Below are 14,432 nucleotides of genomic sequence, written 5' to 3'. Positions count from 1 at the left end.
TGCACGGACGGATCGCGGGGTGCTGGGGCACTCGAGCACTCAGGTGCTCGGGTGCTCAGGGAGAACCTCAGTCGCGGGTGAGGCGACGGTAGGTGACGCGGTGCGGACGCGCCGCGTCCTCACCCAGGCGGGCCACCTTGTTCTCCTGGTAGGCCTCGAAGTTGCCCTCGAACCAGTACCAGTTCGCGGGGTTCTCCTCGGTGCCCTCGTAGGCCAGGATGTGGGTCGCGACCCGGTCCAGGAACCAGCGGTCGTGCGAGACGACCACGGCGCAGCCGGGGAACTCCAGCAGGGCGTTCTCCAGCGAGCCGAGGGTCTGCACGTCCAGGTCGTTCGTGGGCTCATCGAGCAGCAGCACGTTGCCGCCCTGCTTGAGGGTCAGCGCCAGGTTCAGGCGGTTGCGCTCACCACCGGAGAGGACCCCGGCCTTCTTCTGCTGGTCCGGGCCCTTGAACCCGAACTGGCTGACATAGGCGCGCGAGGGGATCTCGACCTTGCCGACCTGGATGAAGTCCAGTCCGTCGGAGACGACCTCCCAGAGGTTCTTGTCCGGGTCGATGTTCTCCCGGTTCTGGTCGACGTAGCTGATCTGCACGGACTTGCCGATCTTCAGCTCGCCGTCGTCCAGCGGCTCCAGGCCCACCATGGTCTTGAACAGCGTCGTCTTGCCGACGCCGTTGGGGCCGATCACACCGACGATGCCGTTGGGCGGCAGGGTGAAGGAGAGCCCGTCGATGAGCACCCGCTCGCCGAAGCCCTTCTTGAGGTCCTTGGCATCGATCACCTGGTTGCCCAGCCGCGGGCCCGGCGGGATGGTGATCTCCTCGAAGTCGAGCTTGCGGGTGCGCTCGGCCTCCGCGGCCATCTCCTCGTAGCGCGCCAGACGCGACTTGGACTTCGCCTGGCGGCCCTTGGCGTTGGACCGCACCCACTCCAGCTCCTCCTTGAGGCGCTTGGCGAGCTTTTGGTCCTTCTTGCCCTGGACGTTGAGGCGCTCCTCCTTCTTCTCGAGATAGGTGGAGTAGTTGCCCTCGTAGGGGTACAGGTGGCCGCGGTCGACCTCGGCGATCCACTGAGCCACGTGGTCCAGGAAGTACCGGTCGTGGGTGATGGCGATGACGGCGCCCTCGTACTGCGTGAGGTGCTGCTCCAGCCACAGCACGCTCTCGGCGTCGAGGTGGTTGGTGGGCTCGTCCAGCAGCAGCAGGTCGGGCTTCTCCAGGAGCAGCTTGCACAGCGCCACGCGGCGACGCTCACCACCGGAGAGGTGGGTGACCGGCTCGTCGCCGGGCGGGCAGCGCAGCGCATCCATCGCCTGCTCGAGCTGGGAGTCGAGGTCCCAGCCGTTCGCGGCGTCGATGTCGGTCTGGAGCGTGCCCATCTCGGCCATCAGCGCGTCGAAGTCGGCGTCGGGCTCGCCCATCTCCTCGCCGATGGCGTTGAAGCGCTGGACCTTCTTGAACAGCTCGCCCATGCCCTCCTGGACGTTCTCCAGGACGGTCTTGGACTCGTCCAGCGGGGGCTCCTGCAGGAGGATCCCGACGCTGTATCCGGGCGAGAGGCGTGCCTCGCCGTTGCTGGGCTGATCGAGCCCGGCCATGATCTTCAGGATCGTCGACTTGCCGGCGCCGTTGGGGCCGACCATGCCGATCTTGGCACCCGGGTAGAAGCTCATGGAGACGTCATCGAGGATGAGCTTGTCTCCCACGGCCTTCCGGGCCTTGTACATGGAGTAGATGAATTCAGCCAACTCGTGTTCCTGTTCGGAGAGGGGTCTGGGGATTCTCACCGGCGCGCCGTCTCGGCGCCGCACGGGCGGTATCTCGGTGTCCGACTCTACCCCGCCGATCACGCCCGCACCCTCAGCAGGGTGAGGGGCGCCGCTCTCCGTGCCGGCTGGGCGCTCAGTCCAGCGGGACGCCCCGCTCGGCCAGCACCCGACGGGCGATCTGGGCGCCGTGCTCGGCGCCCTCGGCGCGCTCCTCGCCGTTGCGCGGCCACAGGTGCGCATCGATCCCGAGAGCGCGCGCCGCGTCGACGTTCTCCTGGCGGTCGTCGAAGAAGATCACGGCCGACGGGATGGACACTCCCCCGGTCTCGTGCGAGAGCACGTCCAGCAGCACCTCGTAGAGCTCCCGGTCGGGTTTCACCGCGCGCTCCTCCCCGGAGATCACCGCGATCGTGAACGCCTCGAACCAGTCCGCGCGGCGCACGGCCTCGCCGAAGCTCTCGGAGGCGTTGGACAGCAGAGCCAGGCGCACGCCGTTGCGGGCGAGGTCGTGGATCAGTTCACGTGCGGCGGGATCCAGGCGCAGGAAGTAGCGGTTGTCGGCCGCCTGCAGCTCGTCGATCTCGGCCTCCGAGAGCTGCTCCACGCCGCTGGCCGCGGCCACCGCGCTCCAGTATTCCTCTCTTGAGCTGGCGCCCTGGTCGTAGGCGGCGCGCTCGGCCCACAGCTGATCCCGCAGGGCGTCGATGTCGCCGCCGAGCAGCTCGTGGATGCTCGGCACGGGATCGTGCCCGGCGCTGAGCACTCCCCCGAAATCGAGCACGACGGTGGGCTTGGGCGGTGTACGGCGGCGGTTGCGCTTGCTCATCAGTTCTCGTCATCCGACGTCTCGACGACGTCATCACAGGTGGGGAGTCCGGCGGTGCTGCCGGACTCGGCGATCGTCTCGACCGCCTCCAGGGCGCCGTCGAAGTCCGAGACGGCGACCACGTCCAGGCCGTCGGGCTCGTACCCGACCACCTCATCGCAGTTGGTGGAGGGGGCGAAGAAGAACTCGGCGTCCTGCTCGTCGGCGCCGACCATCTTCTGCCGGATCCCGCCGATCGCGCCGACGGTGCCGTCCTCGGAGAGGGTTCCGGTGCCGGCGATGCGGTGCCCGCCGGTGAGCGCTCCGGGAGTCAGCTCGTCGTAGACCGACAGCGAGAACATCGTCCCGGCGCTCGGTCCGCCGATGTCGCCCACGGCGATGTCCACGTCGAGCGGGAAGTCGTAGCCGATGTCGAGCGCGACGCCCATGCGCGGGGCGCCGTCCACGGTCTCGGCGGGCACCTCCAGGTCCAGCTCCTCGTCCCCGCGGCGCACGCGCATCGGGATCCCCTCGCCCTCGGGCGTGGCGCGCACCAGCTCCTGGAAGCCCGTGACGTCCGAGGCCGTCTCGCCGTCCACGGACAGGACCACGTCCCCGGCCTCCAAGGTGCCCTCGGCCGGGGCGCCCTGCTCGACGCCCGCGATCATCATGACCGGGTCGTAGTCGATGCCCAGCTCGCCGAGCGCCACGGCGACCGCGCCCTGCTGGGAGGTGGTCATCGCGACAGTGTTGGTCAGGGCGGTCTGCTCGCGGGTCTGCCCCTCGGGGAAGAGCGCCTCACGGGGCAGAACGGACGAGGAACGGTCGAACCAGGAGGCGACGACCTCGACCGGGGTGACCCGGTATCCGGGCCCGCCGTCCACGGAGACGGTGGTCATCATGAGCGATCCGTCGGTCGCGTAGGTCTCGGCGCCGTCGATCGTGAGGATCTGCTCCTCGTCGTACTCGCCGAGCACGTCGATCGCGGGGCCGGGCCGCTCGATGACATAGGGCACGGGCATCAGCGAGGCGCCGAGGATCATCAGGCACAGCAGCACCATCGCGGGCAGGGCGACCCAGGGGTGCGCGAGCTGCGTGTCCCCGACGGAACGGGAGATCGCCGCACGGGCCCGGCGTGCACGGGTCGGCCGGGGCTGGTCGTCTATCACCCCGACATTGTGCCCCACACCGACGTGTTCGACCTTCCCCCAGCCGCGCTCGGTACGCTGTACGCTCCACAGACTCCTGGAGGTGGCCATGAACACTGATCCGATCCCGGGCGGACCCGGCGATATGGACGAGGAAGCGCTCAAGCGCTTCCTCAAGGAGACCTTCGGGGACGCCCTGCCCGAGGGCGCTCTGGACGGACTGGACCTTTCGGCACTGGCCGAGCAGGCGAACCTTCCGCAGGACCCGGCGCAGCTGCGAGCCGCCGCCGCGCAGATGCAGAGCATGTTCGCCGCTCAGGGAGACAATCCCGTGAACTGGCAGATGGCCGAGGACATCGCTCGACGCACGGCCGCCGGGATGACGGGCATCCCCGGCGCTCCGGAGCCCACCGGAACTCCCGGGGACCCCGACCCCACCCCCGCGCAGATCTCCGACCTGCGCCAGGCCGCGCAGGTCGCCCGGCTGTGGCTGGACCCGGCGCTCTCGATCGACGTGCCGTCCACCGAGCTCGGCGTCTTCAGCCGCGGCACCTGGCTGCACCGCACGCTCCCTCATTGGAAGAGCATCGTGGAGCCGGTGGCCCGCTACATGGCCGGCGCCATCGGCGAGGCCATCGCCTCTCAGATGGGTCAGCTGGGCGGCATGGAAGGCATGGAGGACATGGCGGGGCTCGCAGGCACGGGCATGCCCGGGGACCCGGCCGGGATGATGGAGCGCATCGGCGGCACCATGTTCGGCGTCCAGTTCGGCCACGCGATCGGGTCGCTCGCTCGCGAGGTCGCCGGCACCACGGACCTGTCCCTGCCGCTGGGCCGCGACGGCGAGCCCGCTCTGGTCGCGTCCAACGTCGACGACCTGATCTCCGCGCACTCGCTGGATCCGGGCGCGGCCCGCATCTTCCTCGCCTCCCGCGAGATCGCCCATGCCGCTCTGTTCTCCGCGGCGCCGTGGCTCGGCAAGGCCCTGTTCTCGGCGATCGAGGACTACGCGCGCGGCATCACGCTGGACCTCGACGCCCTCGACGAGATGGTGCGGGATCTGGACCTCTCCGATCCGCAGGCGATGCAGGCGCGCCGTCCCGAGGACATGTTCGTCTTCACCCGGCGGGCTTCGCAGGAGCGGGCTCTCCAGGAGCTCGCGACCACGCTGGCCCTGATCGAGGCGTGGGTGGACCATGTGACCACCCAGGCGCTGGAGGGGAAGCTTCCCGAGCTCGACGCGATGCGCGAGGTGCTGCGCCGGCGTCGCGCCTCGGGCGGTCCTGCCGAGGAGATGCTGGCTCGGACCATCGGCATCGAGCTGCGGCCCCGCCGCGTGCGCGAGGCGCTCTCCTGGTGGGAGAGCGTGCTGGCCACGGAGGGCGAGGAGGGCCGCGAAGCGAAGTGGGACCACCCGGACCTGCTGCCGACGGCGGAGGTCCTCTCCGGGCGCCCGCAGGCTCCGCAGTCCCCGCAGGACGTCGCGGAGGACGCTGCTGACGGGCTGGCCGACGTGGAGATCCCCACGGACTTCGACGCCGAGCTGGAGCGTCTGCTCAGCGGCGAGGTCTCCTCCTCCGTCCCGCGCGAGGACGGCGCGGGCGCGGTGCGTCCGCACGAGGACGGGACCACCACCGGCAGCACGGACGACAGCCGCAGCGAGAGCGGGAACGACGACGGCAGCGGCGGCAGCGGCGGCACCGACGGCGACAGCGCCGGCGGTGCCGACGGCGACGGCTCGCGCGGGGACGAGGGCGGCGGTCCTGGTCCTTCCGATGACCGCTGACCGTCTCGATGAGGCCCGGGCGGAGCTCGCCTCCGCTCCGGACCAGGGTCTCGCCCGGCAGTACCTCCACCTGCTGGAGGGCTCACCCGCAGCTCTGCACCGTGAGGGCGGGCCGCGGCACCTCACCGCGAGCGCCGTCGTGATCGATGCGCCGGGGGAGCACGTGGCGCTCGTGTGGCATCGCAAGGGGCGCTTCTGGGTGCAGCCCGGCGGCCACCTCGAGCCGGGCGAGACGAGCTTCGAGCGCGCCGCCCGCCGGGAGGTCGCCGAGGAGATCGGGCTGTCGGCTCTCGAGCGGGTGGGGCCGGGCCCCGCTGTGCTCCATCGCCATCAGCTCGACGCGGCGTTCGGGGCCTGCTGCGAGCACTGGGACGTGCAGTACCTCCTGCGCGCCTCGGAGGACGCGGCCTCGCTCCCCCTCACCGCGAGCGACGAGTCCCCCGAAGTGCGCTGGGTGCCGTGGCCGCTGGAGGCCGACGGTCCGGCGCGCTCCTGCGCCGCGCTGCCCGAGGGCACCGTCGAGGACATGCCGGGCAAGCTCGAGCAGCTCGCCCCATATCTCGCGCGCTACTCAGGCTGAGAGGACTGAGAGGGCAGAGTGGGCTGAGAGGGGCCGTCGGGCGCAGCCTGCTCTGGAGGACCCTCCAGATCCCCCTCGAGCTCGCCGGGGAGCAGATTCTTCGCCCACGAGACGCCGTCCAGGAACCCCTGCGCCTTCTGCGCCTGGGGATAGAGGGCCATCAGCTCGCGGAACTCCTTGCCGTGGTCGAGGACCAGCAGATGGACCAGCTCGTGCATCATCACCGAGCGCACCACGTAGTCGGGCATGTCCTGCAGCTGATGCGAGAGCCGGATCGTGCCGTCCGTGGGGGTGCAGGATCCCCACCGCTGGTTCTGCCGTGTGGACCAGGTCACCGAACTGGGCCGTGCACGACCGCCGAGATAAGCCTCACTGACCTCTCTCGCCATCTTCTCCAGGCCGGCGTCGCTGCGTCGGCGCGGCGTCTTGCGGGACTCCTTCCGGACCAGCTGGTCGACCATCTTCGTGACCCAGTCCCGCTCCTGCCGCGCACTGAACGTCGCCGGGACCGCGACCACCAGATCGCCGTCGCGTCGAGTGATCGACACGGTGCGGCGCCGACGGGAGGAGCGGCGCACCAGGACCCGCTCCCCGCGCGGTCCGGTCACGTGCTCGTGGAGGACGAGATCTGTCATGAGGAGAAGCCTGGCACGTTTCGGGGCGAAAAAAGTTCTTCCACAACCCCCTCCCCCACAGACCCTCACCCCAGGCCCCTGACCTGCGCGGACGATCGTTCCTCCACAGGTGTCGGGAACTCATCCCGAGGTTGTCCACACCCCGGGGCCACTTGTCCACAGTCGGTCCCCCGCCGCCCTTTGACCTGCCCGGTGCGCAGGGGCTAAGTTTCCCAGCACGTGGGACCCCGGGATAACTAGCAGGACGCACACGGGGAAGGTGCGCGTGGTGCTGAGCGCCCCCGGGGGCCCACGGCCCTTAGGCCTTCGTCGCCTACGGGGCCTCCGATGTCGGCCCGTCGCACGCACTTCCTCCGCTCGCTGAGCTCTTCTCTCCCGAAGCGTGCGATGGGCCGCCCCGTTCGGACACTCCTCGATTCGTGCGCCTCAGGCGCTCCCCGTTACAGTGGGTCGGTCCCGGCCTCGCGGCGCATGCCGCATGTCCGGATGACCGAACATCACTTTCGATCCCAAGGAGCGGATATGGCTGACGAGACCTATGCCGGAGAGTTCTACTGCGTCAAGTGCCGCGAGAAGCGGGAGGCCGAGGGCAACGTCGTCGTCTCCAACGGTCGTCGCATGGCCAAGGCCGTGTGCCCCGAGTGCGGCACCAAGCTGAACCGCATCCTCGGCAAGGCCTGATCCGGCCTTCCCAGAACGCACGAGGGGCGAGGCACCGTGACGGTGCCTCGCCCCTCGTGCGTCTGCCGCCGGACCGGCGCACGGCTCATGCCGCGTCCGCCGGCTTCTCCTGCGGGTTCTGGTCCGGAGCCTGCTGCGGGTTCTTCCGTGGGCGTCCTCGGCCGCGCTTGACGGCGATGATGCGGCCCGCGTCGAAGATGGCACCGCCCCAGACGCCCCAGGGCTCCTCCCGGTCGAGGGCGCCCTGACGGCACTCCTCGAGGAGCGGGCAGCCGGTGCACAGACTCTTGGCCTGCTCGAGATCGGCAGGGCGTTCGGAGAAGAAGAGGTCCGCAGCGTCGGTGTCATGGCACGGCAGCATGTGTGCCGCAGTGTCTGCGGGGCTGAAGAAAGTGGTGAGTAGAGAAGTCATCGTCTCGCTGCTTCGAAGATCGTCGGGGGGACGAGCCCTTACGGGCGGGGGTGCGGCGGCGGTGCCGCACCGGCAGCGAGGGGAGGCCTCGTCAGCTCAGGCTGGGCACCGCAGGGGCGTAGCCCCGTTCGCGCTGCAGAAGGGAGGGCGCGCCGACGGGGCGCAGACCTGCTCCTGCGAGATTCCTGATGATGATCACTGAGGCCACCCCCTTTCGAATGCGCGCGTCCCGGTGTCCCGGACCACGACGTGGACGATTGACGACGATGAGTCTACACACCTTGCGCAGAACCCACATCTATTTTTTGACCTGCGGTTTCACCCCTCTGCGGGGTTCTCGGCGCGGTGCCGGGAGAGGATCTCGAGCAGTCCCGGACCGAAGCGCTCGGCCTTGCCCGGACCGATGCCGGGCACCGCCAGCAGCTGCCTCTCGTCACGCGGATCGCGTTCGGCGAGCGCCTCGAGGGCCGCGTCGGTGAGCACCGAGAAGGCCGGGGCCCCGCTCTCCCGTGCCCGCTGCGCCCGCCACTCCTTCAGGGCCGTCAGCAGGGCGGCATCGGCCAGCGGCGGGCAGCCCTCGTGGCGGCCCAGACGCTGCTCGCGGGGAGAGACCAGTCCCTGTGCGCAGACCCGGCACTCGGAGTAGACGGTCGCACTGCGGCGGCCGGTGCGCCGTGCATCGGCTCCGGGCCGGGAGCCGCCGGCATCGGGATGGTCGAGCACCCCGTCCAGGAACCTCGACGCCTTCCGGCTCCCGCGTGCGCCGGGGGACCGCGCAGCGGACCAGCTCACCGTGAGCAGATCCCGGGCGCGGGTGAGGGCCACGTAGAACAGGCGTCGCTCCTCCTCCACCTCGGCGGCCGTGGAGGCCATCGAGATCGGCATCAGCCCGTCGCTGGCTCCCACCATGTGGACCACGGGCCATTCCAGACCCTTCGCGGCATGGACCGAGGCGAGCGTGACGCCCTCGACCACGGGGGCGGACTGCGCCTCGGCGCGCTCCTCGAGCTCGCGCACGAGGTCCATCATGGTCGAGCCCGGGCGAGCGGTGACGGTGTCCGCGAGGCCCACCAGCGCATTGAGGGAGTCCCAACGTTCGCGCACCGCGCCGGTGGTCTCCGGGGCCGTCTCGGACCATCCCTGCTGGGAGAGGATGTCGCGCACCGCGCGGGCCGGATCCAGCTGCTCGACGCGGGTGGCGGCCCGCAGCGAGACCATCGCCCGCCGCACCTCCTGACGCTCGAAGAAGCGGTCGCCGCCGCGCACCAGGTAGCCGATGTCGCGGGCGGTCAGCGCCTCCTCGAAGGCCTCGGACTGGCTGTTGGTGCGGAAGAGGATGGCGATCTCCGAGGCGGAACGCCCCTCGGAGATCAGGGCGGCGATGCGATCGGCGACGCCGTCGGCCTCGGCGGGGTCGTCCGGGAAGGACTCCACCAGCGGCGGCGGGCCGTCCTGCCGCTGCGAGACCAGGGTGAGGCGGCTGTCGCGGGTGCGGCCCTGGGCACCGTCGAGCACGGTGTTGGCCATCCGCACGATCTGCGGCGTCGAGCGGTAGTTGCGCTCCAGACGGATGGTGCGGGCGCGCTTGAACTCCGTGCGGAAGTCCAGCAGGTAGGAGGCGCGCGCGCCGGCGAAGGTGTAGATCGTCTGCGCGGCGTCACCGACCACGCAGATGTCGTCGGAGGTGCCCAGCCACAGCCGCAACAGGGAATGCTGGAGGGTGGAGACGTCCTGGTACTCGTCGACCACGAAGTGCTTGTACTGGCCGCGGACCTCCCGGGCGACGTCCGCCCGTTCGGTGAGGAACCCGACCAGGTGCAGCAGCACGTCCTCGAAGTCGATGACGTTGCGCTCCTTCTTGACCTCCTCGTACTGGGTGAGGATGCGGGAGATCGAGCGGGAGTCGAAGCCGGCCACGCCCGGGCGCTTCGTCGACTCCGCGGCCTCGGGATAGGACTCGGGGGTGAGCATCGAGACCCGGGACCATTCGACCTCGGCGACGATGTCCCGCAGCGCGGCCCGGTCCACGCTCATGTGCAGCCGCTGGCAGGCCTCGCCCACGCCCGCGAACTTGTTGGGCATGATGTCCGGCATCGCCCCGCCCACCACGCGCGGCCAGAAGTGGCGCAGCTGCCGCAGCGCGGCGGAGTGGAAGGTGCGGGCCTGGACCGCGGGCACGCCGAGGTCGCGCAGACGCGAGCGCATCTCCGCGGCGGCCTTGGCGGTGAACGTCACGGCGAGCACGTGGCGCGGGTTCAGCTGCCCCGTGGCGACGCCGTAGGCGATGCGGTGGGTGATCGCGCGGGTCTTGCCGGTGCCGGCGCCCGCGAGCACGCAGACCGGTGCCCCGAAGGTGTGCGCGACCTCCCGCTGCTCGGGGTCGAGAGCGGCGAGGATGCTCTCGGCATCGGTCGGCGGTGCAGAGTCGAGGGGCAGGGCTGGATCCGTCATCGCTCCCATCCTGCCAGCGGCCCCTGACATCTCGCGGGCCGCTGTGGACGGCGCGTGCCTCACACCTCGGCAGGACCGCCGTACCAGTCGTCGATCAGCGCGCGGCCCAGGGAGGCGTTGCCCGGCAGCTCGATCTCCTCGGCAGCGAGCGCGGCGGCGAGCTCCTCCCGGGAGAACCAGGTGGCTTCGGCGATCTCGTCCTCCTGGAGCGTCATCTCCACGGCGCCGGGGACCCAGGCGCGGTAGCCGACCATCAGCGAGCGCGGGAAGGGCCAGGGCTGGCTGCCCACGTACTCGACCTCCTCGACCACGAGACCGACCTCCTCGGCGACCTCGCGGGCGACGGCGTTCTCAAGGCTCTCCCCCGGCTCCACGAAGCCGGCGAGCACGGAGTGGAACCGGCCGCGGAAGTTCGCGTTGCGGGCCAGCAGCAGGCGGTCGCGGCTGTCGCGCACGGCCATGATCACGGCGGCATCGGTCCGCGGGAAGTGCTCGGAGCCGTCCTCGCGGCAGCGCAGCACCCAGCCGCCCACCTCGGGCTCCAGCAGTGCTCCGCACATCGGGCAGTGACGCATCGAACGGTGCCAGGACCCCATCGCAACCGCGGTCAGCGCGAGGTCGGCGTCCCGGGGCGTGAGCCGCTCGGCCACGCGCCGCAGATCGCGCAGGTCACGCCCGGGATCATCGAGCTCCGGGCTCGGCTCGGGGATCTCCACGGCGAGCACCCGGAGGCCCTCGTGCACCCCGAGCAGGACGAGCGGCTGGGTGCCGCCCCCGCGGGGGTCCGAGCGCTCCAGGGAGACGTGGAGGGTGCCCTCGTCGTCCTCGCGCAGAGCCGCCGAACCGGCTCGGGTGACCAGGTAGCGGGCGTCGTCGCCCGGCGCGGTCATCGCCGGATCGACGCGGCTGAGCGCGTCCCGGTCGGTGCTGAGGAGGGTCAGCGGGGTGTGCAGGTGGGGGCCACGGAGGTTCGCCATGCCCGAAAGCCTACGCGGATCGGAGGGGACCTCCGGGTACGGTGGACGGGTGCATCGCAACTCGTACTCCCTGGCTGCCCTCGCGGCGGCGGCGGTCCCCGGGCTGGTCCCGGCGCGCACCACGCCGATCGCGACCCCCGACGAGGATCTCGACGTCGCGGGGATCATCGGCGAGCAGGGCCGCCGGGTCCTGGTCCAGTCCCCGTCCACGACGGCCTCCGGTGTACGCCTTGAACGTGACCTGAAAGTGGCCGATGCGCTCTCCGGGACCCCGTTGCAGGGCGTGATCCCGCCGGTTCTGGGCTTCGTGAAGCTCTCCGAGGGCGGTCGCGCCACGGTCACCGAGGCTCCCGTCGGGCGCCCGCTGATGCTCGAGGACCTCCAGGGCTCCTCCGAGCTCGCCCGCTCGCTGGGCCAGGTCCTCGCCCGGATCCACACCGTTCCGCGCTACGCGGCGGAGTCCGCCGGGGTGGAGTCCTTCACCCCGGAGGTCCTCCATGCCGAGCATCGTGCCCGGATCCTCGCCGCGAAGGCGGACGGCTACCTGCCGGCCGCCGTCTCCCAACGCTGGGAGACGCTCCTGGAGGACGAGGAGCTGTGGGACATCGCCCCCCAGTTCATCCATGGCGACCTCTCCGAGGAGAGTCTGTTCGTCTCCGGTGAGAGCATCAGCGCGGTCCGCGACTGGTCCTCCTCCAAGGTCGCCGATGCGGCGTCCGATCTGGCCTGGCTGATCTCCTCGCTGGACCCCGAGAGGTTCGACGACCTCTACTCCGCCTATCGCGACGAGCTGCCCACCTCAACGCACCCGCGCCTGGTGGAGCGCGCGCAGGCGCTCGGCGAGTTCGCCGTCGCGGAATGGCTCGCCCACGGCGTGGAGACCCAGGACGAGACGATCATCTCCGATGCGCGCGGGATGATCGCCGACCTCGATGCCGACCTGGCCCAGCTCGCCCGCGACGAGGCCGAGCGTGCCTACGACGAGATGGCCGCACGCGAGGCGCACGAGGACAGGGCCTGAGGCCCCCTCCTCGCAGCATCACGCTCCCCTGTGCGTCATTCCGCCCTGAGCCTCATTCCGCGGTGAGCATCTCGGCGATCCGCTCCCGGGAGGGGTGACGGGTGACCTCGTGGGTGACGCCGTCGGCCACGAAATGGAAGGCCGTCCGGATGCGGGACAGCGGCAGACCGGTGCGCTCATGCCAGGCCAGCCGGTACAGGGACAGCTGCAGCGCACGTTCGCGCAGCTGCGCGGGCCGAGGGACGCGACCGGTCTTCCAGTCCACGATGATCACCCCTCCCCCGGCGGGATCGCCGGGCTCCGCGGGGGCGTCCGGGTCGACGAAGACGGCGTCGATCACACCGCGCACGGCGATGGTCCCCACGCGCGTCTGCACCGGGTGCTCGACGGCGATCGGGGTGCGGTCCGCCCATGCGGACGCAGCGAACGCCTCACGCAGGGCGAGGTCGTCGGCCACGGGTCCTTCGTCGTCCCCGAGGTCCAGGAGGTCCTCGAGGTCCAGCAGCGTCGAGCTGTCGTAGCGGGATTCGAGCCAGGCGTGGAACGCGGTGCCGCGCGCCGCCGCCGGGGAAGGACGGCGCGGGAGCGGCCGCAGCAGATCGATCGCCGCCCCGTGCGGGTCACGGGCCTGGTGCACGACCTGGGAGGCCGACAGGCGCGGTGGGGAGTGCACGAGGGGCGGTGCAGCCTGCTGCGCGAGATCGTCGATCGCGCGGCGCACGATCTCGGCGAGCACCGGGTCCTCGATCTGCCCGGGCGTCTCCCCCGCCTCGGCGAGCAGGTCGGCGGCACGACGGCGCGACTGCTCGGCCTCTCCCGGCGCGGGCGGCCACTGGGCCTGCGGCAGCTCCTTCTCCAGAGGGTTCGTCTCCGGGACCTCCTGGACGATGCGGAACTGCTCGGGGACGAGATCGCCGACCTCGACCAGATAGCGGGAGCGAGGGCGCGACCTCGTGACGCCCAGGCGCCAGGCGGCGGAGGTCAGCAGCAGCCGGCGGCGGGCGCGGGTGACGGCGACGTACATCAGCCGTCGGTCCTCACGCAGCGACTCCTCGCCCTGGTCGAAGTGGTACTCCTGGATCAGGCCCTCGGCATCGACCTGGGTGTCGGCCTCGGCCCAGGCGAGGTCGGGCAGGGTGTCGGCGTCGCCGCGCAGCGCCGTGGGCACCGAGGCGGAGGCCAGATTGCCGAGCCAGCCCCCGGCCGGCACCCGCACCCGACCGCTCTCATCGGTCTTCGCCCGGCGCAGGTCGTAGGACGGCACCGTGCCCTCGGTGAGCCCGGCGACCGCCACCAGATCCCACTCGAGACCCTTCGCGGAGTGCATGGTCACGATCGTCACGACACCGGGATCGGCTCCCTCCTCGACGTTCTGCTCGGGGGCCGCGGAGACGGCGAGCCCCGCTTCCTCGTCCTCGCTGATCTCCAGCAGGTCGAGGTAGGCCCCCAGGCCCCCGCGCTGGGCGGTGCGCTCGAAGGAGGCGGCGTGATCGCGCAGCGCCTCGAGGTCGGCGAGGACCCGCGATCCCGGATCGTCCGCGAGCAGCGTGAGGTCCACGTCCAGCACGCGCACGGCGGCGGTGACCAGATCGGGCAACGGGAGCGGGAGCAGCCGCCGCATCTCGCGGAGCAGCTGCTGGACCTGCCGGAGACGATCGAGGCCGGTCGGGGACAGCGAGCGGCCGGAGGGGTCGGTCCAGTCCGCCGGCGGCAGGTCGTCGACCGCGTCGACCAGGGAGACGGTCTCCGCCTCGTCCTCACCGCCGGGTGCGCTCGTGGCTCGGCGCAGTCGTGATCCCATCCGGTCCCGCCAGCGTCCGAGCACTGCGAGGTCGCGAGCGCCGAGACGGAACCGGGGGCCGGTGAGCAGTCGCATGAGCGCGTCCCCTCGTCCGGGATCGTGGGCGCACTGCAGCACGGCACGCACATCGGCGACCTCGGGGCGGTGGAGGAGGCCGCCCAGACCCACCACGTGGGTGGCCAGGCCCCGCTCCTGAAGTCCTTCGACGAGCGCGGGGATCTGGCGGCGCGCGCGCACCAGCACGGCGGCCGACGCCGGGACCTCCTGGGGGTCGTCCTCGGCGCGCCGCGCGAGGATCCAGTCGCCGATCGCCCGGGCCTCGGCGCGCTCGTCGGAGGCCTCGACCGTCTCGGCGGCCCCCTCC

General features: G+C 71.2%; 12 protein-coding genes. 4 read left to right on the top strand and 8 right to left on the bottom strand.

All coding sequences use genetic code 11. The features are described from left to right. Positions 1-67: 67 nt before the first annotated feature. From ettA to CIK81_RS06595, 3 genes are all read right to left on the bottom strand, one after another. Positions 68-1,750 carry an energy-dependent translational throttle protein EttA gene (ettA, locus tag CIK81_RS06605; protein ID WP_096164152.1) on the bottom strand — a complete coding sequence of 561 codons (1,683 nt, stop codon included), beginning with the start codon at positions 1,748-1,750 and terminating at the stop codon, positions 68-70. A gap of 154 nt (positions 1,751-1,904) precedes the next feature. Continuing rightward, positions 1,905-2,597: an HAD-IA family hydrolase gene (locus tag CIK81_RS06600; RefSeq protein WP_096164151.1), complete on the bottom strand. Its 693-nt coding sequence runs from the start codon at positions 2,595-2,597 to the stop codon at positions 1,905-1,907. Next, positions 2,597-3,745: a PDZ domain-containing protein gene (locus CIK81_RS06595; protein ID WP_241964048.1), complete on the bottom strand. Its 1,149-nt coding sequence runs from the start codon at positions 3,743-3,745 to the stop codon at positions 2,597-2,599. Before CIK81_RS06595 ends, CIK81_RS06600 begins: the two co-directional genes overlap by 1 nt. 88 nt (positions 3,746-3,833) lie before the next feature. Between CIK81_RS06595 and CIK81_RS06590 the strand changes: the two genes are divergently transcribed. Further along, entirely contained in the window at positions 3,834-5,510 is a 1,677-nt protein-coding gene (locus CIK81_RS06590) for a zinc-dependent metalloprotease (protein ID WP_114305420.1), read from the top strand. Then, on the top strand, positions 5,500-6,090 hold the full coding sequence (locus CIK81_RS06585; RefSeq protein ID WP_114305422.1) for an NUDIX hydrolase: 591 nt from the start codon (positions 5,500-5,502) through the stop codon (positions 6,088-6,090). Before CIK81_RS06590 ends, CIK81_RS06585 begins: the two co-directional genes overlap by 11 nt. Here CIK81_RS06585 and CIK81_RS06580 read toward each other — a convergent pair. Further along, positions 6,078-6,725 (bottom strand): M48 family metallopeptidase, encoded by a 648-nt coding sequence (locus CIK81_RS06580; RefSeq protein WP_096164147.1) that lies wholly within the window; start codon positions 6,723-6,725, stop codon positions 6,078-6,080. The two genes, CIK81_RS06585 and CIK81_RS06580, sit on opposite strands and share 13 nt — an antisense overlap. 522 nt (positions 6,726-7,247) lie before the next feature. On the opposite strand from CIK81_RS06580, the gene CIK81_RS18330 reads away from it, so the two are divergent. Further along, positions 7,248-7,406 (top strand): DUF5679 domain-containing protein, encoded by a 159-nt coding sequence (locus CIK81_RS18330; protein WP_010551122.1) that lies wholly within the window; start codon positions 7,248-7,250, stop codon positions 7,404-7,406. A gap of 85 nt (positions 7,407-7,491) precedes the next feature. Here the strand turns inward: CIK81_RS18330 and CIK81_RS06570 are convergent, their stop codons facing one another. From CIK81_RS06570 to nudC, 3 genes are all read right to left on the bottom strand, one after another. Beyond that, a complete protein-coding gene (locus CIK81_RS06570) occupies positions 7,492-7,818 on the bottom strand; it encodes a WhiB family transcriptional regulator (protein ID WP_096164146.1) in 327 nt (108 codons plus the stop codon). 318 nt (positions 7,819-8,136) lie between these two features. Beyond that, positions 8,137-10,269, bottom strand: a complete 2,133-nt coding sequence (locus CIK81_RS06565; RefSeq protein WP_114311597.1) for an ATP-dependent DNA helicase UvrD2 — start codon at positions 10,267-10,269, stop codon at positions 8,137-8,139. Between the two features lie 59 nt (positions 10,270-10,328). Further along, complete coding sequence (gene nudC / locus CIK81_RS06560; protein WP_114328334.1) at positions 10,329-11,246, bottom strand: NAD(+) diphosphatase; 918 nt, start codon at positions 11,244-11,246, stop codon at positions 10,329-10,331. Positions 11,247-11,295: 49 nt separating this feature from the next. Here nudC and CIK81_RS06555 point away from each other — a divergent pair, with 49 nt between their 5' ends. Next, the gene (locus CIK81_RS06555) at positions 11,296-12,267 is read left to right on the top strand and encodes a phosphotransferase (RefSeq protein WP_096164143.1); all 972 of its coding nucleotides are present in this window, start codon (positions 11,296-11,298) and stop codon (positions 12,265-12,267) included. 52 nt (positions 12,268-12,319) lie between these two features. On the opposite strand, the gene CIK81_RS06550 is transcribed toward CIK81_RS06555, so the two are convergent. Beyond that, on the bottom strand, positions 12,320-14,432 hold a 2,113-nt coding region (locus CIK81_RS06550; protein WP_199586311.1), incomplete at its 5' end, for an ATP-dependent DNA helicase.

This window comes from Brachybacterium sp. JB7 (assembly GCF_003335205.1).
GTDB lineage: Bacteria > Actinomycetota > Actinomycetes > Actinomycetales > Dermabacteraceae > Brachybacterium > Brachybacterium alimentarium.
Note: the sequence above shows the minus strand (reverse complement) of the source record. Positions and strands in the feature narration are given on the sequence as shown.